Raw genomic sequence first — 18264 nt, 5'->3', positions numbered from 1 at the left:
CAGTTCAAAATTAGGGCACGAACAGCCCGCCCCGGCCCGGTCGGCGGAGACCCGACAGGGCGGACAGGCGGTCAGGCGGGAAGGCGGACAGGCGGTCAGACAGTCAGACGGGAAGGCGGACGGACGGACAAGCGGGTGGCCGGGCGGGCGGGAACAGCGCTCAGCGGGTCAAGGCGTCCAGCGCGACGTCGGCGACGGACCGGACGGCCGCCCGGTCGGCCCCGCCCTGGGCGGCGATCCGCATGCCGCCGATGACCGCGTTGAGGTACCGGGCGAGAGCGTCGGGGCCCCGCACGGAGGTGATGGAGCCGTCGCGCAGACCGGCGGCGAGGACGCCGGACAGGCTCCGCAGCCTGCGGGCGGCGTCCCGGTCCAGGAGGCGGGCGACCTCCGGGTCGCGGGCCGCCAGCTCGACCGTGGAATTGACCCCCAGGCACCCCAGGCTGCGCCCGTCGGGGCGGTGGTCGAACTCGTCGGCCACGATCTTGTCGAACAGGGCGCGCACCCGCTCGCCCGGAGAGCGCGACGCGTCGTCGAGCACGGCGTCCTGGGCGTCGGCCATGGCGTCCAGGTAGCGCGCGAGCGAGCGCGCGAACAGCTCGCGCTTGCTGCGGAAGGCGTTGTAGATGCTGCTTCGCCCCAGCCCCGTCGCGTCGCACAGGTCCTGGGTGGAGGCGGCCTCATAGCCGTACTCCCAGAAGGTGCGCATCGCGGCGTCCAGGGCCTGTTCCTCGTCGAACTGTCGCGGTCGGGCCATGACGGCACCCTACGGTTTTGTACTGGTCGATGCAATACGGTGCCGGGGCGACAGCTCACCCTTCGCCGGGGACCGCCGCCTCGGTCGCCTTGAGGGCGAGCCACAGCTCCATGCGGGCGTCCGGGTCGTCCAGCGAGCGGCCCAGGATCTCCTCCACCCGGCGCATCCGGTAGCGCAGGGTGTGCCGGTGCACTCCGAGATCGGCGGCCGCGGCGTCCCACTGGCCGTGGCGGGAGAGCCAGGCGCGCAGGGAGGCCACGAGGTCGCCGCGCCCCTTGGCGTCGTGCTCGCGCAGCGCGCGGAGCATGCCGTCGGCGAAGGCCCGTACCGCGTCGTCGGCGAGCAGCGGCAGCACCGAGCCGGTCGCCAGCTCCTCGTGCTCGACCAGCGCCCTGCCGCGGCGGCGGGCGACCGAAAGGGCCTGTTCGGCCTGCTTGTACGCGGCGGAGACGGCGACCGGGCCAGCGGGGGCGGAGAGCCCCACCACGACGTCGCCGTCGTCGGCGCCGCCCTCACGCGGGGCGCGGTCGTCCTGGGCCGCGGCGTAGGCGGCGCAGGCGGCGACGGCGGCGCCCCCGTCGGCCGCCAGGACGAGGATGCGCTCGGCCTCCGGGACCAGAAGCAGCGCTTCTCCGGTGCGGGCGGCGGCGGCCTCCATCGTCTCGGTGAGCGCCTCGGCCCCCGCGGGGGCGGCGGCCTCGGCGATGAGCAGCCGGAACGGGGTGTCGAGCAGGTCGCCGTAGAGGTCCCCGGCGACGGCGCGGGCGTGGTCGGGCTGCCCGGCGAGCAGCATGCGCAGGACGGCGGCGCCCAGGCGCTGCTCGGCGCCGTGGAGGGCACGGGAGCGGGCGGTGGTCAGGGTGAGGAGGGCGACGGCGGAGTTCACGGCGTACCGCTCGGCGGTGCCCAGGGCGGCCCCGGTGCCGACGGCCAGCGCGCCGCGGGCCCGTCTGCCGGTGCCGAGGGACTGGAGCTCGACCCGGTCGTCGCTGCCGCCGACGACGACGCTGGCGGGGGCGGGGCGGCCGCGGAGGCGTTCGACGTCGGGGGTGAGGCGGGCGGCACGGCGGGCGGCCCAGTCGGGGGCGGCGGCGAGGACCGCGCCGGAGGCGTCGTACAGGGCGGCCCAGCCGTCGACGTGGGCGGCGAGCCGGGCGAGGAGGCCGGTGGGCCCGTCCCCCGCGAGCGCGGCCTTCGTCAGTTCGCGCTGGGCCTCGAAGCCGGCGGTGACCGCGCGGTACTGGTCGGCGGCGATGGCGGCGGAGACGGCCTTGCTGATGGCGAGGAACGGGGTGCGGCGGGGCACTTCGAGGAGCGGCAGCCCGGCCTCCTCGGCGGCCTCGACCAGGGCGGCCGGGACGTCCTCGTAATTCACCCCGACCGCGAACCCCACACCGGCGACCCCGGCCCCCTCCAGCCGTCGCACGTAGCGCCGCATGGACTCGGCGTTCTCGGCGTCGAGGTTGGTGGCGGTCACGAGGAGGAGTTCGCCGCCGTCCATGTACGGGACGGGGTCGGCCAGCTCACTGGCGTGGGCCCACCGCACGGGCGTGCCGAGCCGGTCCGCGCCCGCCCGCACGACGAGCTTGAGCGCCGGGTGCTGGACGAGCGAGGCGAGCGTGGGGGGCATGGGCGGAACACCCTCGGATCGGGGACGGGGCGCCGCGACCCGGCCCGCGGCCCGGCCGGACCACCGGCCGGATCGCCGAGCGGATCGGTGACACCGGATTGCGCCGTCGCGTATGAACGGCCGTCTCCGATTCTGCCAGGGCGGCAGAGTCCCCGGAACCGCGCGCCCCCGCCCCGAGGCCTCCCGGCCCCCGCCCGGTCGCGCCGCCCTCCGTCACCCCGGTGCACCGCGCCCCGGTGCACCGCCGCTCAGCCGTCGAGGTGGACGAGGAGCGGGGGGGCGTGTTCGCCGTGGACGGTGGTGAGGGAGAGGACGGCGTGGCCGGCCGGGACGCTGTAGGCCAGCTCGGAGCCCGACCACCGCTCCCGCTCCACCTGCCGTACGGTCACCGCGTGCCTGGTGACGTCCTTCCCGGTGACGAGCTTGCGCAGCGCGTGCATCGCGCGGGTGAACGGCTGGTCGGCGAAGACGGTGTGCTGGGCGACCTCGCGGGTCTCGACCCACTCCTTGCCCCAGGCTTCGGCGACGCGTTTGCCTTCCCAGGTGGTGATGCCGGGGAACGTCATCAGGCAGCCGACCGTGCCGAGCAGCGCGGTGTGCAGGTGCGGCCCCACATCGTCCAGGGACCTCACCGCCAGGACGGCTCCGGCGTTCAGCTGCCGCAGGCGCTGCACCGACCGGACGGCTTCGGTGGTCAACGCGCTTGCGGCGTCGTCGAGCACGAGTGCGGCGAAGATCGACGCGTCGCGGCGCGCGGCGACGCTGGAGACGAACTGCGCGAAGACGAGCCGGGTGAGAATGCGCGACGCCTCCGGGTGGCTCCGCTCCGGCAGCACGATCCGGATCCGGACCGGATGTTCCAGGGCCCGCAGGGAGAAGGGCCGTGACCGGCCCCGGGTGTCGAAGAACGTGCTGAAAGCGGGCCTGTCGAGGAAGGCGATCCGGTCCGCGAGCACCCCGCTGAGGTCCCCGGACGTGCCGAGTTGGCGTTCGCGGGCGTCGATCTCCCGCAGATAGGGGCGGTGCTGCTCCGAGTGGAGGGCGCGGCGGAGCACGTCCAGCGCCTCACGACCGCCGTCGAGGAGCTCTCGGAGTTCCGGCAGCGACGGAAAGCGTCCGTGGACGGCGTCGAAGGGGCCGATCAGCTGCCCCAGCGTGACAGCGGCCCGTCGGCTGTCCACGTCCGGCAGGTCACCGGTGAAAGCCTCCGCCAGGAGCATCGCGGCCTCGTCCGGGTCGGTGGCCCCGGCGTACAGGTCGAGGTCGTACACGGAGTCCGCGTCGCCGATCCTCACCACGACGTCGTAGGAGTTCTCGGACCCCAGTTCGGCGCCTTCGCCGGAGACGACCACCACGGCCGCGTTTCCGGTCAGTGCCTGGAGGGAGAGCGACTCCGCCACCGGCCGCACCAGGCGGCGCGTCCGGTCGGAGCCGTGGGGGCCGACGGCCAGGAGCGAGGTGCCGAGGACCGCGGGGTCGAGTGCCGCTCCCGCGCCCCGCCGGGCGGGGGGGTTGCGCGGATGCTCCGCGTAGGCGCCCACCCTCACCTGTGCGGTCAACAGGTCGTGGGTGGCCGTGCGCACCGGGAGGTCCCGGTCGCCCGAGGGGTGCGGGCAGGCCGCCGCGCCCTGCTTCATCACGCCGTCGACGAAGACGCCGGGAGAGAGGGTGCCGACCTCCACCCTCGACCAGGCGTGGCCGATCCTGACGCAGTCGACATCGTTCATGCGCCGGCCGGCGGTTTCGGCGGCAAGCCGGTCGGCGGCCCCGGGCTGCCCCGCCGCTCGCAGACGCGGCCAGTCGGCGGGGTCCTCATCCGACTCGGGCCCGGCTTCGGGGAGGGGAACGGGGGGGTCGGACTTCCGCAAGAGCTGTGACCATCCGCCCGTCCGGGCGAACGGCCACAGCAGAGCGGCTCCGATCACGACGTAGATGGCGACCCCCATCTCCGGAGCGCCCCGGACCACGGAGACGGGCACCAGCCCGTGGAGGATGGCGTAGAAGAACGGAAGCAGGCTCGTCCCCAGGACGATCCACACCATCACGAGGCCTGTGAGCCCGGCGGCGAGCGCCCTGCCGGGCTGGGGGCGGTCCATGACGAGCCTTCGGTACAGCGCCGGCCAGTTGCCGAGGCGTCCGCAGAAGTAGATCAGCAGGGCCGCGAAGAGGCTGTTGTACACGGCGCCGGCCGTACGCGCGGACTGACCGGGCTCGCCGCGCCACCAGTCGGAGGGGGTGAACAGTTTCAGGGGGAGCCGCTGCACCGTGAGGTAGTCGGTGCGCCAGACCGCCCACGCGAAAATCCCGCAGGCGAGGGCGACCAGCGCGCCCACGACCAGGGCGCGTGTGGGCACCTCGTCGGCTTCCGCGACCGCCCTGGGCCGGTGCCCGTACCGCCAGAGCCCCGGCTCGGCGTCGGCCCGATGCGTCCGGAGCCAGGCCCGTACGTCGAAGACCGCCGCGGGCGCCCGGGGCGGCGCCGGAGGCATGGGGGGCGGCGGCGGGGCGGGCCGGGGCACCCGAGCGGCACCGGCGTCGTTCCCGTGGGGGTGGCCGAGCCACCGCGCACCGGTGTCGCCCGCACCCTGCCCGCCCCGTTCACGCTGCGAGTCGTACGTGCCCTCCGTACCCATGGCCACTGCTCCCCTGATGTGCCGAGGCGGTATCTCGGTGCAGCGCTCAATCTAGTACCCGGGTCCGCCGCCTCATGGTCGTTCCCGGTTCCCGGACCGCTCCCGCTCGGCCTCCTGTCCGCCAAGGACAAGGACACACCCCCCACCACTCCCGATCGGAGCATGCCCGCACCCCTCCCCCGCCCCTAGCCTGCAGAAAACAAGAGCGTCCGAAACATCCCCCAGGAGCCCCTCATGACCGCAATCCCGCAGGAGCGCCGCGTCGTCACTGCCATCCCCGGCCCGAAGTCCGTCGAGCTGCAGGCCCGGCGTACCGCGGCCGTCGCCGCAGGTGTGGGCTCCACGCTGCCGGTGTTCACCGCCCGCGCGGGCGGCGGGATCATCGAGGACGTGGACGGCAACCGCCTGATCGACTTCGGGTCCGGGATCGCCGTGACCTCCGTGGGCGCGTCCGCCGAGGCCGTCGTGCGGCGGGCTTCCGCCCAGCTCGCGGAGTTCACCCACACCTGTTTCATGGTCACGCCGTACGAGGGGTACGTCGAGGTCTGCGAGCAGCTCGCCGAGCTGACGCCGGGCGACCACCCGAAGAAGTCCGCCCTGTTCAACTCGGGCGCCGAGGCCGTCGAGAACGCGGTGAAGATCGCCCGCGCCCACACCAAGCGCACCGCCGTCGTCGTCTTCGACCACGGCTACCACGGCCGCACCAACCTCACCATGGGCATGACGGCGAAGAACATGCCGTACAAGCAGGGGTTCGGCCCGTTCGCGCCCGAGGTCTACCGCGTCCCGGTCGCCTACGGCTACCGCTGGCCGACCGGTGCGGAGAACGCCGGGGCCGAGGCGTCCGCGCAGGCCATCGACGAGATCACCAAGCAGATCGGGGCGGAGAACGTCGCCGCGATCATCATCGAGCCGGTGCTCGGCGAGGGCGGTTTCATCGAGCCCGCCAAGGGCTTCCTCCCGGCGATCGCGCAGTTCGCCAAGGAGAACGGCATCGTGTTCGTCGCGGACGAGATCCAGTCCGGCTTCTGCCGCACCGGCCAGTGGTTCGCCTGTGAGGACGAGGGCATCGTCCCGGACCTGATCACCACCGCCAAGGGCATCGCGGGCGGGCTGCCGCTCTCCGCCGTCACCGGGCGCGCCGAGATCATGGACGCGGCGCACGCCGGCGGCCTGGGCGGTACGTACGGCGGCAACCCGGTCGCCTGCGCCGGCGCCCTCGGGGCCATCGAGACGATGCGCGAGCTGGACCTGAACGCGAAGGCCAAGCGGATCGAGGAGGTCATGAAGGGCCGCCTCGCCGAGATGCGGGCCAAGCTGCCCAACGGCGACGTCATCGGGGACATCCGCGGGCGCGGCGCGATGATCGCGATCGAGCTGGTGAAGTCCGGCACGAAGGACCCGAACCCGGAGGCGGCGGGTGCGCTCGCGAAGGCCTGCCACGCCGAGGGGCTGCTCGTCCTCACCTGCGGCACGTACGGCAACGTCCTGCGCTTCCTGCCGCCGCTGGTGATCGGCGAGGACCTGCTGAACGAGGGCCTCGACATCATCGAGCAGGCGTTCGGCACGCTCTGATTCCTCGAACTCGCGGGCGGGCGGCCGGCGGTCTTCCACCGCTCCCGCCCGCCGTCCGGGTGAAGCCTGTGAAGAACGTGTGCGGGGGCGATGGCGGGTGGCGGTGGCGGCTGTCGGCCGCCCTCTCACTGCCGTACGGTTTCTGCAGATGAGAGAAACACCTCGGCCGCGGGAGACCTCGGCCGACTCCGGGCCGGGGCTTCCCCGGCACCGCCCGGAGCATGCGTTCGCGCATGCCGGAGCCGACGGCTCCGGGACTCCTCACCGATCGGACGGCCGCCCGCCCCACACCCCCCGGGGCGCGCGGCGAACCGATCCCGCCGGCCATCCCGGAACAACCCCCCCTGTTCCCGGGTGGCCGGCCCCTCTCGTCTCCGGCGTCCTCGGCCTCCTCGCGCTCCTCTTCGCGCTGATCACCTGGCAGGTCGTCGTCGAGGGCCCGCTCCTGCGGCTGGACGAGCGCGTGGGGGCGGCGCTGTTCGGGCGCGGGCCCGCGGCCCTGACCCAGTTCCTCTCCGACCTCGGCGGGATGCCGGTGGCGCTCCCCGTGCTGGCCTGCGTGCTCGGGTACGCCCTGTGGCGCCGCGCCCTCGGGCTCGCCGTCTGCGCGGCCCTGACCATGGCCGCGGTGCCCGCGCTGGTGATCCCGCTGAAGGTGGCGACCGCCCGGCAGGGGCCGCTGACCGAGGCGGTCAACTACTACCCGTCCGGCCATACGGCGACGGCCGCCGTGGCGTACGGGGCCTCGGCCCTGGTGCTGCTGGCCCTCCCCCGCCCGGCGTGGCTGCGAAACGCCTCCTGGCCGCGGGCGTGGATGACGCCCGTCGCCGCGATCCTGCTGACCACGGCGACGGGCGTCGGTCTGGTGCTGCACGGCTACCACTGGCCGCTGGACGTGCTGGCCAGTTGGTGGCTGGGGCCGTTGGTGCTGGCGCCCCTGGGGTGGGTCAGTTGCCGAAGTAGGCGTCGAAGTTCTTCGAGAACTCCCAGCCGTTGAAGCGGTCCCAGTTGATGGACCAGGTCATCAGGCCGCGCAGGTCGGACCAGGTCCCGCGGGTCTGGTAGGAACCGCAGCCGGTCTTCTTGGTGAGGCAGTCGAGCGCCTTGTTGACCTCGGCCGGTGAGGTGTGGCCGTTGCCCGCCTGGGTGGAGGCCGGAAGACCGATGGCGACCTGGTCGGGGCGCAGGCCCGGGAAGACCTTGGTGGCGTCGCCCGCCACCGGGAAGCCGGCGAGCAGCATGTCGGTCATCGCGATGTGGAAGTCCGCGCCGCCCATCGAGTGGTACTGGTTGTCCAGCCCCATGATCGGGCCCGAGTTGTAGTCCTGGACGTGCAGCAGGGTCAGGTCGTCGCGCAGGGCGTGGATGACCGGCAGGTACGCTCCGGCGCGCGGGTCCTGGCCGCCCCAGGGGCCCGAGCCGTAGAACTGGTAGCCGAGTTGGACGAAGAAGGTCTCCGGCGCCATCGTGAGGACGAAGTCGGAGCCGTACTTCGCCTTGAGCGTCTTCAAGGCGGAGATCAGGTGGACGATCACCGGCGAGGTCGGGTTGCGGAAGTCGGTGTCGCCGGTGTTCAGCGAGAGGGAGTGGCCCTCGAAGTCGATGTCGAGGCCGTCGAGGCCGTAGGTGTCGATGATCTTCGAGACCGAGGCGACGAAGGCGTCCCGGGCGGCGGTGGAGTTGAGCTGGACCTGGCCGTTCTGACCGCCGATCGAGATCAGCACCTTCTTGCCCGCGGCCTGCTTGGCCTTGATCGCCGCCTTGAACTCGGCCTCGGACTCCACGTTCGGGCACTCGGCGGCCGGACAGAGCGAGAAGCGGATGTCGCCGGAGGTGACGGAGGTGGGTTCGCCGAAGGCGAGGTTGACGACGTCCCAGGAGTCGGGCACGTCCGCCATCCGCGTGTAGCCGGAGCCGTTGGCGAAGCTGGAGTGCAGGTAGCCGACGAGGGCGCGGCGCGGGAGCCCGGCGCCGCCGCCCCCGCCGCCCGCGGTGGTGGTCACGCTGAGCGCCGCCGACTTCGCGGACTCGCCGGCCGCGTTGGCGGCGGTGACCTGGAAGCTGTACGCGGTGGAGGGCGTCAGGCCGGTCACGGTGGCGGAGGGGCCGGACGCCGTGGCCACCTTCGTACCGTCGCGGTAGACGTGGTAGCCGCTCGCGCCGGAGACCGCGTTCCAGGAGAGGGCGACGGAGGTGGAGGTGGTCGCGGTCTGCTTGAGGCCGGCGGGGACGGCCGGGACCACCACGGGGTCGCCGCCGGGGCCGACGAGGGTGAGGTCGTCGGCGTAGTAGGCGGGGGCGCCGTACCAGCCGTGGGTGTACACGCTCACGGAGGTGGTGGACGGGCCGGTCCTGAAGGTGGTGGTGAGCTGCTTCCACGTGCCCGGGGACTGGGTCCAGGTGGAGACGTCGGTGGTGCCGGTGCCGGACGCGCCGAGGTAGACGTAGCCGCCTTGCACCCAGGCGCTCAGCGTGTACGTGGAGTCGGGCTTCACGCTGACGCTCTGGGAGCACTTGGCGTGGTCGCTGCCGGCCGGGACGGCCTTGAGCGCGGAGGCTCCGGAGCGCTTGGGCGCGGTGACCGCCGCCCCGCTGGAGTTGGAGCAGGTCCAGCCGTCCAGGCCGGCTTCGAAGCCGCCGTTGCGCGCCAGGTCCGTGTCGGCGGCGCCGGCCGCCGGGGCCGTGGCGACCAGGGCCCCGGCGGCGATCAGGCCGGCCGAGCAGGCGGCCAGGAGTCGGGAGAATCTCACGGTCGGTCCGGTGCGTTCCACAACAGCCTCCGCGCGGGGGGAAATGGGGGGTGTGGCGTGCGCACAACATGGTCCAGACCAATGAGGTTGTCAAGACCTCTGACAGTCGGCCCGGCCCTCCGCACGCCGCTCGCGGGCTTCCTGGGCGGCGGCGCCCGCCGCTTCGTGCATCGCGAGTTCGAGGAGCCCGGCGTCGGTGAGGGTTCCCGACCCGTCCGGCGGGATCAGCCAGCGCACGCCCCCGGCGGGCCGGCCCGGGTGCGGCACAACGATCCAGGCGCCCCGGCCGCAGACCCGGACGCCGGTGCCGACCCAGCGGGAGGCGGTGCCCGGCGGGACGAAGAAGCCCGTGCGGGACCCCCCGTGGCCGGTGAGCACGGGGCCGGGGCGGGCGCGGAGGCGGGCGAGGACGCCGAGCGTCGGACGCCCCAGCTCGCCCGGGAGGACCAGGACGTCCCAGCGCCTGCCGGCGGGAAGGAGCGCGATCCCTTGCGGGTGGCGCTCCCACTCCCACCGGCAGGCGCCGGGGTCCGGCGCCGCCGAAGCGAGCCACTCGACCGCCGCTTTCGTTTCCGGCCCTGCCATGGTCCGCCTCCCGCGACTGTGGGCACCGGCGGGGCTCCGCCGGTGCGTCTGCGTACGAGAGGGGATTCGGGGCCGGCGGTGACGCGGATCGGCCCCACCGGTCGGCAGCGAGGTGGATCACAGCGGCCGACCGGGGGCGGGAACGGGTCAGTTGCCGGCGCCGGGGCCGGGGACGGGCCAGCTGTCGAGGCCGGGAACGGGTCAGCTGTCGAAGCCGAGGCCCAGCTTGTCCATGGTCTTCAGCCACAGGTTGCGGCGCCCGCCGTTGCGGTCGGCCCGGGCCAGGGACCGCCGGGTGATCTCGATGCCGGCCCAGGCGAAGGGCTCCGGCGGGAACGGCATCGGCTTGGAGCGGACCATCTCCAGCCGGGTCCGCTCGGTCTCCCGGCCGGAGAGCAGGTCGAGCATCACCTCGGCCCCGAACCGGGTGGAGCCGACGCCGAGACCGGTGAATCCGGCGGCATAGGCGACCCGCCCCTGATGAGCCGTGCCGAAGAAAGCGGTGAAACGCGAACAGGTGTCGATCGCCCCTCCCCAGGCGTGCGAGAAACGCACGCCGGAAAGCTGCGGAAAACAGGTGAAGAACTGTTCCGCGAGTTTCAGGAACGTCTCGGGGCGCTGGTCGAGATCGGCGTTCAGCTTTCCCCCGTACGGATAGATCGCGTCGTATCCGCCCCACAGGATCCGGTTGTCCGCGGAGAGCCGGAAGTAATGGAACTGGTTGGCGCTGTCGCCGAGCCCCTGGCGCCCCTTCCAGCCGATGGACTCCAGCTGCCGGGGGGTGAGCGGTTCGGTCATCAGCGCGTAGTCGTAGACCGGCACGGTGTACGGCCTCACGCGCTTCACCAGCGAGGGGAAGATGTTGGTGCCGAGCGCGACCCGGCGGGCGAAGACCCGCCCGTACGGGGTGCGGACCGCCATCCCCGTACCGGAGCGGACGAGGTCCAGACCGCGGGTGTGCTCGTAGATCCGTACGCCCAGCTCCCGGCAGGCCCGTTTCAGCCCCCAGGCGAGCTTCGCCGGGTGCAGCATCGCGACCCCGCGCCGGTCCCAGAGGCCGCCGAGGAAGGTGGGCGAGTCGACTTCGGCGCGCAGGGCGTCGCGGTCCAGGAAGTCCACGCCCGTGATGCCGAGCTTCACGATCTCCTCGTGCCATTCCCGCAGCTCATCGAGGTGGTGAGGCTCCGTGGCGACATCGATCTCGCCGGTCCGCTCGAACTCGCAGTCGATGCCGTAGCGGGCGACGGCGGCCTCGATGGCGTCGAGGTTCCGCGCCCCCAGCTCCTCCAGCTTCGCGATCTCGTCGGGCCACCGCTCCACGCCGTTGGCCAGCCCGTGGGTGAGGGAGGCGGCGCAGAAGCCGCCGTTGCGGCCCGAGGCGGCCCAGCCCACCTCGTGCCCCTCGATCAGGACGACGTCCCGGGCCGGGTCGCGCTCCTTGGCGATGAGCGCGGTCCACAGACCGCTGTAGCCGCCGCCGACGACCAGCAGGTCGGTGTGCTCGTCGCCGGTGAGGGCGGCCAGCGCGGCGGGCTTGTCCGGATCGTCGAGCCAGTACGGGACCGGCTTGGCGCCGGAGAGGGAATGTGCAGCGGTACGCATGGCGGCTGGGGCCATGGTTTCCAACTCCTTCGGGAATGTCAGTTTCGTGCGGTGCTCTTGCGGCGGTTCGCGATGAGTTGCCCGACGAGCACCATCAGTACCGCGAGGACGAACATCGCGGTGCCGATGACATTGATCTGCACGGGCGTGCCGCGCTGTGCCGAACCCCAGACGAACATGGGGAACGTGACGGTGGAGCCCGCGTTGAAATTCGTGATGATGAAATCGTCGAACGAGAGCGCGAAAGCGAGCAGCGCTCCCGCCGCGATGCCGGGGGCGGCGATGGGGAGGGTCACCCGGACGAAGGTCTGCACGGGGCCCGCGTACAGGTCGCGGGCGGCTTCCTCCAGGCGCGGGTCCATCGACATGACGCGCGCCTTGACGGCGGTCACCACGAAGCTGAGGCAGAACATGATGTGCGCGATCAGCACGGTCCAGAAGCCGAGCTGGGCCCCCATGTTCAGGAAGAGGGTGAGCAGGGAGGCGGCCATGACGACCTCGGGCATCGCCATCGGCAGGAAGATCAGCGAGCTGATCGCGCCGCGCGCCCGGAAGCGGTAGCGGACCAGCGCGAAGGCGACCGCCGTGCCGAGCGCGGTGGCCCCCGCCGTCGCCCAGAAGGCGATCTGGAGCGAGAGGGAGAGCGAGCCGCACAGGTCGGCGACGCCGCACGGGTCCTTCCACGCCTCCAGCGAGAACTGCTGCCAGGCGTAGTTGAAGCGCCCCTTGGGCTTGTTGAAGGAGAACACCATCACGACGATGTTCGGCAGGATCATGTACGCGAGGGTCAGCAGACCCGCGACGACGACCAGGTTCCGGCGTATCCAGCGCAGTACGGGCATCAGACCAGGTCCTCCGTCCCGGAACGGCGGATGTAGACGGTGACCGTCAGCAGGACGATCGCCATGAGGATGAACGAGAGCGCGGCGGCCGTCGGATAGTCCAGGACCCGCAGGAACTGGCTCTGGATGACGCTGCCGACCATCTTGGTGTCGGTGGAGCCGAGCAGCTCGGCGTTGACGTAGTCGCCGCTGGCCGGGATGAAGGTCAGCAGGGTGCCGGAGACGACGCCGGGCATGGAGAGCGGGAAGGTCACCTTGCGGAAGGTGGTGGCGGGGGTGGCGTAGAGGTCGCCCGCCGCCTCGTGCAGCCGCCCGTCGATCCGCTCCAGCGAGGTGTAGAGCGGCAGGATCATGAACGGCAGGAAGTTGTAGGTCAGGCCGCAGACGACGGCCATCGGGGTGGCCAGGACACGGCCCGGCTCGGTCCAGCCGAGCCAGCCGGTGACGTCCAGGACGTGCAGGGTGTCGAGCACGTCCACGACCGCGCCGCCGTCGGCGAGGATCGTCTTCCACGCCAGCGTGCGGATGAGGAAGCTGGTGAAGAACGGGGCGATGACCAGCACCAGGACGAGGTTGCGCCAGCGGCCCGCCTTGAAGGCGATGAGGTAGGCGAGCGGGTAGCCCAGCAGCAGGCACAGGAGCGTGGCGGTGCCCGCGTACAGCAGGGACCGGATGAACTGCGGCCAGTACTCGCGCAGCGCGTCCACGTACGTCTGGAAGTGCCAGGTCACCTCGAAGCCCTGCTCCAGCGAGCCGGTCTGGACGGAGGTGGACGCCTGGTAGACGAGCGGCAGGGCGAAGAAGACGAGCAGCCAGAGGATGCCGGGGAGCAGCAGCCAGTAGGGGACGAGCCGTTTGCGGGTGGAGGGCTTGCGGAGCGCGGGCTCCCGTGGCTCCTGGGGTTCGGCGGGGGGCGCGGGCGGCGCCGCGGTGGCGCTCATTCCCCGTCCTCCACGCTGGTCGCGCCCGCGTCGATGTCCTGGGCGGCGTCGAGCCCGAAGGTGTGGGCGGGGTTCCAGTGGAGGACGACCTCGGCTCCGGGGACCAGGCGCGTGTCGCGCTCGATGTTCTGCTCGTACACCTGGAGGGCCGTGCCGGCCGGGCTCTCGACGACGTACTGCGTCGAGACGCCGATGAAGCTGGAGTCGACGATGCGGCCGGTGACGCGGTTGCGTCCGGCGGCGACGCGGTCCGCGTCGTCCGCGTGGGCCAGGGATATCTTCTCGGGCCGGATACCGAGGAGGAGCCGGCCGCCGGCCGCGGTGGGGGCCGAACAGCGCTCGCGGGGCAGGGTGAGCCTCCCGCCGCCCGCGCTCACCGTCAGCTCCTCGCCGGTGGAGAGGAGTTCGCCCTCGATGAGGTTGGAGGTGCCGAGGAAGTTGGCGACGAAGGTGGTGCGCGGGTTCTCGTAGAGGTCGGCGGGCGCGCCGAGCTGTTCGACCCGGCCGCCGTTCATCACCGCGACGGTGTCGGCCATGGTCATGGCCTCCTCCTGGTCGTGGGTGACGTGGACGAAGGTGATGCCGACCTCGGTCTGGATGCGCTTGAGCTCCAGCTGCATCTGACGCCGCAGCTTGAGGTCGAGGGCGCCGAGGGGTTCGTCGAGCAGCAGGACCTGCGGGTGGTTGATGAGCGCCCGGGCGACGGCGACGCGCTGCTGCTGGCCGCCGGAGAGCTGGTGCGGCTTGCGCCGGGCGAAGTCGCCGAGCTGGACCAGCTCCAGCATCTCCCCGACCTGCTTCTTCACCGACTTGATCCCGCGCCGCCGCAGCCCGAAGGCGATGTTCTCGGCGATGTCGAGGTGCGGGAAGAGCGCGTAGCTCTGGAAGACGGTGTTGACGGGGCGCTTGTACGGGGGCAGGTCGGTGATGTCCCGGTCGCCGAGGAAGACCGTGCCGGTGGTGGCCTCCTCCAGGCCGGCGATCATCCGCAGGGTGGTGGTCTTGCCGCAGCCGGACGCGCCGAGCAGGGCGAAGAAGGAGCCCTGGGGCACGGTCAGGTCGAGCGGGTGCACGGCGGTGAAGGAGCCGTAGGTCTTGCTGATCCCGGTGAGGCGGACATCGCCGCCCGCGGTCTGCTGCTGTGTCATGGGTCGCGGTCCCAGGGGGTTCGGGGGGAGGTGCGGGGAAGGGGCGCGGCCCCGCCGGGGCCGCGCCGGGGCCGGGTCAGGCGCCGATGAGCTTGGCGAACTTCTCCTCGTACGCCGTCTCTTCCTCGGTGCTCAGGGAGCGGAAGGAACGGGACCTCGCCGCCATCTCCCGGTCGGGCAGGATCAGGGTGTTGGAGGCCATCGCCGGGTCGATCTTCGCGAGTTCGTCGCGTACGCCGTCGACCGGGCAGACGTAGTTGATGTACGCGGCGAGCCGGGCGGCGACCGGCGGCTCGAAGTAGTAGTCCATGAGCTTCTCGGCGTTGGTCTTGTGCCGGGCCTGGGCGGGGACCAGGAGGTTGTCGCTGGAGGTGATGTAACCGGCGGCCGGGATGGCGAACTCGATGTCCGGGTTGTCGGCCTGGAGCTGGATGACGTCCCCGGCCCAGGCGACGCAGGCGGCGATGTCGCCCTTGCTCAGGTCGGCGGTGTAGTCGTTGCCGGTGAAGCGGCGTATCTGCTTCTTGTCGACGGCCTTCTGGAGCCGGCCGATCGCCTCGTCGTAGTCGGCGTCGGTGAACTTCCCCGGGTCCTTGCCCAGGTCGAGCAGGGTCATGCCGACGGTGTCGCGCATCTCGGAGAGGAAGGAGACGCGGCCCTTGAGCTTCGGGTCGTCGAGGAGCTGGGTGACGGAGTCGACCTTGCGTCCGCCGGTCGCCTTCGCGTTGTAGGCGATGACGGTCGGTATGCCGGTCCAGGGATAGGAGTAGGCGCGTCCGGGGTCCCAGTCGGGGGTGCGGAACTGGGCCGAGGTGTTGGCGAAGGCGTGCGGGAGGTTCGAGGCGTCGAGCTTCTGCGCCCAGCCGAGCCGGATGATGCGGGCGGCGAGCCAGTCGGTGACGCAGATGAGGTCGCGCCCGGTGTTCTGACCGGCGGCGAGCTGCGGTTTGATCTTCCCGAAGAACTCGACGTTGTCGTTGATGTCCTCGGTGTACTCGACCCGGATCCCGGTGCGCCTGGTGAACGCCTGGAGGGTGGGGCGGCTCTTCTCGTCCTCGGAGACGTCCATGTACTCGGTCCAGTTGGAGAAGTTCACCACCTTCTCCTTCGCCGAGTGGTCGTCGGAGGCGGCGCTGCCCTCGGTGCGCCCGGCGGGCGGGATGCCGCAGGCGCCGAGGACGGCCGCCCCGCCCAGCGCGAGCGCGCCCGTGCCGGAGGCGCGCAGCAGCGACCGGCGGGTGAGGGCGCCCCGGCCGCTGCTCAACGAACGTCGCATCGCCGCCAGTTGGGCGTGGGTGAGGCGCTCGGTCTCGTAACTCTCCATACGCTGTTGCCCTTTCGGGTGGGAGGCCGCCGGGGGACGCCGCCGCGGGCGGGCCCCCGATCGTGCGGCAGCTGCTATCGGTCCCCGAAGATCGTGCGGTGCCAGTCCTTGCGGGCGACCGCCGTGTTGTCGTACATGACGTGCTTGACCTGCGTGTACTCCTCGAAGGAGTACGCCGACATGTCCTTGCCGAATCCGCTGGCCTTGTATCCGCCGTGCGGCATCTCGGAGAGGATCGGGATGTGGTCGTTCACCCAGACGCAGCCCGCCTGGATCTCGCGGGTGGCGCGGTTCGCGCGGTACAGGTCGCGGGTCCAGGCGGAGGCGGCCAGCCCGTACGGGGTGTCGTTGGCGAGGGCGATGCCCTCGTCGTCGGTGTCGAAGGGCAGCACGACCAGGACCGGGCCGAAGATCTCCGCCTGGACGACCTCGCTGTCCTGGGCGGCGTCCGCGATGAGGGTCGGCCGGTAGTACGCGCCGTCCGCGAGGTCGCCGCCGGGGGCCTCGCCGCCGGTGACGACCCGGGCGTAGCCGCGGGCCCGCTCGACGAAGGCGGCGACGCGGTCGCGCTGGGCGTGGCTGATCAGCGGGCCGAGGTCGGTGGAGGCGTCGAAGGGGTCGCCGAGCCGGACGGTCTCCATGAGCGCGGCGACGTCCCGGACGAAGGCGTCGTAGAGGGGGCGCTGGACGTAGGCGCGGGTGGCCGCGGTGCAGTCCTGGCCGGTGTTGATGAGGGAGCCGGCGACCGCGCCGTGCACGGCCGCCTCCAGGTCGGCGTCGTCGAAGACCACGAAGGGGGCCTTGCCGCCCAGCTCCAGGTGGAGGCGTTTGACGGTGGCGGTGGCGATCTCCGCGACCCGCTTCCCGACGGCGGTGGAGCCGGTGAAGGAGGTCATCACCACGTCCGGGTGGCCGACCAGGTGCTCGCCCGCCTCCTTGCCCGCCCCGGTGATGATGTTGACGACGCCGTCGGGGATGCCCGCCTCGGTGGCCGCCCGGGCGAACATCAGCGAGGTCAGCGGCGTCAGCTCGGCGGGCTTGAGGACGATGGTGTTGCCCGCGGCGATGGCCGGGAGGATCTTCCAGGCGGCCATCTGGAGCGGATAGTTCCAGGGGGCGATGGAGCCGACGACGCCGATCGCCTCGCGGCGTACGTAGGAGGTGTGGTCGCCGTCGTACTCGGCGGCGGCCCTGCCCTCCAGGTGGCGGGCCGCGCCGGCGAAGAAGGCCGCGTTGTCGACGGTGCCGGGGACGTCGAACCCGGTGGAGAGCTTGACCGGCTTGCCGCACTGGAGGGATTCGGCGTACGCGAAGTCGTCGGCCTGCTCGGCGAGGACGGCGGCGAAGCGGTGCATGAGGTCGGAGCGTTCGCCGGGTGTCGCGCCGGACCAGCCGGGGAAGGCCGCGCGGGCGGCGGCGACGGCCGCGTCCACGTCGTCGGCGCCCGCGAGCTCGTAGCGGAGCACGCTCTCGCCGGTGGCGGGGTTGACGATGTCGTGGTGGTCGCCGGACGTGCCGGGGAGCAGTCTGCCGCCGATGTACTGCGCACCGTCGGCGAAGCGGTCCTGGACCTGGAAGCCGTTGCTCATGACGCTCTCCTCCGCCGCGATGCCCGCTCTGCGGCGGGGGCGGCGTAGCTTCTTCCTGAATTGAGTGCCGATCCTGACAGAGGGGTTCACGGCCAACAAGTGATTCCGTTGTTGCCTTTTGGTTACGCGACGGAATCTGTCGACCATGTGTCGTGTCGGTGCGGAAATCCCCGTACGGAGTGTCAGTGGCGGATGCCAGACTCACCTGCCATGGAACGGATCGATGGGCTTCTGGCGGATGTGGCACGGGGCAGGCGGATGAAGTATCTGCCGTTCTGGGGGCACCGCCCGCGCCCGGACGGCCGGCTGGGGGCCGGTTGTCTGAGCCAGTGGTGGCCGTCGCCGTTCACGGTGGACGGGGTCGCGTACGCGAGCGCCGAGCACTGGATGATGGCCGGGAAGGCGCGGATCTTCGGCGACCCGGAGGCGGAGCGGGCGGCGGTGTCGGCGAAGAGCCCGGCGGCGGCGAAGAAGGCGGGACGGCTGGTGCGCGGCTTCGACGAGGACGTGTGGGCACGCGAGCGGTTCGCCCTGGTGGTGGCGGGCAGCGTCCACAAGTTCGGGCAGGATCCGGAGCTGGCCGGCTATCTGCTGTCCACCGGCGACCGGGTGCTGGTGGAGGCGTCTCCGCTGGACCGGATCTGGGGCGTCGGCCTCGCGGCGGACGACGAGCGGGTGGAGCGGCCGCAGGAGTGGCGGGGGCTGAATCTGCTGGGCTTCGCGCTGATGGAGGCCCGGGAGAGGCTGCGGACGGACGGTACGACGGGGTGAGCGGCGGCGAGGCCGGTACGGGCGCGGCGGGCGGACATCGGTACGCACGCGGCGGGCCGGGGCCTTCGGCCGCACCGCCGGCCACACGCCGCGCCGCGCCCCGGCGGCGCCACGACC

Annotated in this window: 14 protein-coding genes; 3 read left to right on the top strand and 11 right to left on the bottom strand. The window is 72.2% G+C overall.

The window, feature by feature from the left end; genetic code table 11:
* Nucleotides 1-160 precede the first annotated feature (160 nt).
* The 3 genes from ACH4K1_RS08780 to ACH4K1_RS08770 all read right to left on the bottom strand — a co-directional run bounded on the left by ACH4K1_RS08780 (nt 161) and on the right by ACH4K1_RS08770 (nt 5020).
* Nucleotides 161-757: a TetR/AcrR family transcriptional regulator gene (locus ACH4K1_RS08780; protein ID WP_398087845.1), complete on the bottom strand. Its 597-nt coding sequence runs from the start codon at nt 755-757 to the stop codon at nt 161-163.
* 55 nt (nt 758-812) lie between these two features.
* Nucleotides 813-2387 carry a PucR family transcriptional regulator gene (locus ACH4K1_RS08775; protein WP_398087843.1) on the bottom strand — a complete coding sequence of 525 codons (1575 nt, stop codon included), beginning with the start codon at nt 2385-2387 and terminating at the stop codon, nt 813-815.
* A 248-nt stretch (nt 2388-2635) separates the two neighbouring features.
* Nucleotides 2636-5020 (bottom strand): ATP/GTP-binding protein, encoded by a 2385-nt coding sequence (locus ACH4K1_RS08770; RefSeq protein ID WP_398087841.1) that lies wholly within the window; start codon nt 5018-5020, stop codon nt 2636-2638.
* A 234-nt stretch (nt 5021-5254) separates the two neighbouring features.
* Here ACH4K1_RS08770 and gabT point away from each other — a divergent pair, with 234 nt between their 5' ends.
* The gene (gabT, locus tag ACH4K1_RS08765) at nt 5255-6595 is read left to right on the top strand and encodes a 4-aminobutyrate--2-oxoglutarate transaminase (RefSeq protein WP_398087839.1); all 1341 of its coding nucleotides are present in this window, start codon (nt 5255-5257) and stop codon (nt 6593-6595) included.
* Nucleotides 6596-6743: 148 nt separating this feature from the next.
* A complete protein-coding gene (locus ACH4K1_RS08760) occupies nt 6744-7592 on the top strand; it encodes a phosphatase PAP2 family protein (protein WP_398087838.1) in 849 nt (282 codons plus the stop codon).
* On the opposite strand, the gene ACH4K1_RS08755 is transcribed toward ACH4K1_RS08760, so the two are convergent.
* From ACH4K1_RS08755 to ACH4K1_RS08720, 8 genes are all read right to left on the bottom strand, one after another.
* Nucleotides 7543-9366, bottom strand: coding sequence for a chitinase (locus tag ACH4K1_RS08755; RefSeq protein ID WP_398087836.1), 1824 nt, complete (start codon nt 9364-9366; stop codon nt 7543-7545). The genes ACH4K1_RS08760 and ACH4K1_RS08755 overlap by 50 nt on opposite strands.
* 69 nt (nt 9367-9435) lie before the next feature.
* On the bottom strand, nt 9436-9930 hold the full coding sequence (locus tag ACH4K1_RS08750; RefSeq protein ID WP_398087834.1) for a bifunctional DNA primase/polymerase: 495 nt from the start codon (nt 9928-9930) through the stop codon (nt 9436-9438).
* A 201-nt stretch (nt 9931-10131) separates the two neighbouring features.
* Nucleotides 10132-11547: an NAD(P)/FAD-dependent oxidoreductase gene (locus ACH4K1_RS08745; RefSeq protein ID WP_398087833.1), complete on the bottom strand. Its 1416-nt coding sequence runs from the start codon at nt 11545-11547 to the stop codon at nt 10132-10134.
* A 23-nt stretch (nt 11548-11570) separates the two neighbouring features.
* On the bottom strand, nt 11571-12374 hold the full coding sequence (locus ACH4K1_RS08740) for an ABC transporter permease (RefSeq protein WP_398087831.1): 804 nt from the start codon (nt 12372-12374) through the stop codon (nt 11571-11573).
* Nucleotides 12374-13315 (bottom strand): ABC transporter permease, encoded by a 942-nt coding sequence (locus tag ACH4K1_RS08735; protein WP_398087829.1) that lies wholly within the window; start codon nt 13313-13315, stop codon nt 12374-12376. Before ACH4K1_RS08735 ends, ACH4K1_RS08740 begins: the two co-directional genes overlap by 1 nt.
* Nucleotides 13312-14463, bottom strand: a complete 1152-nt coding sequence (locus ACH4K1_RS08730) for an ABC transporter ATP-binding protein (RefSeq protein ID WP_398087828.1) — start codon at nt 14461-14463, stop codon at nt 13312-13314. The genes ACH4K1_RS08735 and ACH4K1_RS08730 overlap by 4 nt, the downstream gene beginning before the upstream one ends.
* Nucleotides 14464-14539: 76 nt before the next feature.
* Complete coding sequence (locus ACH4K1_RS08725) at nt 14540-15787, bottom strand: PotD/PotF family extracellular solute-binding protein (RefSeq protein WP_398087826.1); 1248 nt, start codon at nt 15785-15787, stop codon at nt 14540-14542.
* Between the two features lie 74 nt (nt 15788-15861).
* Nucleotides 15862-17376: a gamma-aminobutyraldehyde dehydrogenase gene (locus ACH4K1_RS08720; RefSeq protein WP_398087825.1), complete on the bottom strand. Its 1515-nt coding sequence runs from the start codon at nt 17374-17376 to the stop codon at nt 15862-15864.
* Nucleotides 17377-17586: 210 nt separating this feature from the next.
* Between ACH4K1_RS08720 and ACH4K1_RS08715 the strand changes: the two genes are divergently transcribed.
* Entirely contained in the window at nt 17587-18147 is a 561-nt protein-coding gene (locus ACH4K1_RS08715; protein ID WP_398087824.1) for an NADAR family protein, read from the top strand.
* The last annotated feature ends 117 nt before the right edge of the window (nt 18148-18264 follow it).

Origin of the sequence: Streptomyces sp. NPDC017448 (genome assembly GCF_044330565.1) — a bacterium.
In the GTDB taxonomy this organism is placed as follows: domain Bacteria; phylum Actinomycetota; class Actinomycetes; order Streptomycetales; family Streptomycetaceae; genus Streptomyces.
The sequence above is the reverse complement of the archived record's forward strand: the minus strand, read 5'-3'. Positions and strand labels throughout refer to the sequence as shown.

Excerpts from the sequence above, each read along its gene's own strand:
- gabT (WP_398087839.1), top strand. The coding sequence starts at position 5,255 with ATGACCGCAATCCCGCAGGAGCGCCGCGTCGTCACTGCCATCCCCGGC.
- ACH4K1_RS08735 (WP_398087829.1), bottom strand. The coding sequence starts at position 13,315 with ATGAGCGCCACCGCGGCGCCGCCCGCGCCCCCCGCCGAACCCCAGGAG.
- ACH4K1_RS08750 (WP_398087834.1), bottom strand. The coding sequence starts at position 9,930 with ATGGCAGGGCCGGAAACGAAAGCGGCGGTCGAGTGGCTCGCTTCGGCG.
- ACH4K1_RS08745 (WP_398087833.1), bottom strand. The coding sequence starts at position 11,547 with ATGGCCCCAGCCGCCATGCGTACCGCTGCACATTCCCTCTCCGGCGCC.
- ACH4K1_RS08720 (WP_398087825.1), bottom strand. The coding sequence starts at position 17,376 with ATGAGCAACGGCTTCCAGGTCCAGGACCGCTTCGCCGACGGTGCGCAG.
- ACH4K1_RS08780 (WP_398087845.1), bottom strand. The coding sequence starts at position 757 with ATGGCCCGACCGCGACAGTTCGACGAGGAACAGGCCCTGGACGCCGCG.
- ACH4K1_RS08770 (WP_398087841.1), bottom strand. The coding sequence starts at position 5,020 with ATGGGTACGGAGGGCACGTACGACTCGCAGCGTGAACGGGGCGGGCAG.
- ACH4K1_RS08740 (WP_398087831.1), bottom strand. The coding sequence starts at position 12,374 with ATGCCCGTACTGCGCTGGATACGCCGGAACCTGGTCGTCGTCGCGGGT.
- ACH4K1_RS08725 (WP_398087826.1), bottom strand. The coding sequence starts at position 15,787 with ATGGAGAGTTACGAGACCGAGCGCCTCACCCACGCCCAACTGGCGGCG.
- ACH4K1_RS08760 (WP_398087838.1), top strand. The coding sequence starts at position 6,744 with ATGAGAGAAACACCTCGGCCGCGGGAGACCTCGGCCGACTCCGGGCCG.
- ACH4K1_RS08730 (WP_398087828.1), bottom strand. The coding sequence starts at position 14,463 with ATGACACAGCAGCAGACCGCGGGCGGCGATGTCCGCCTCACCGGGATC.
- ACH4K1_RS08715 (WP_398087824.1), top strand. The coding sequence starts at position 17,587 with ATGGAACGGATCGATGGGCTTCTGGCGGATGTGGCACGGGGCAGGCGG.
- ACH4K1_RS08775 (WP_398087843.1), bottom strand. The coding sequence starts at position 2,387 with ATGCCCCCCACGCTCGCCTCGCTCGTCCAGCACCCGGCGCTCAAGCTC.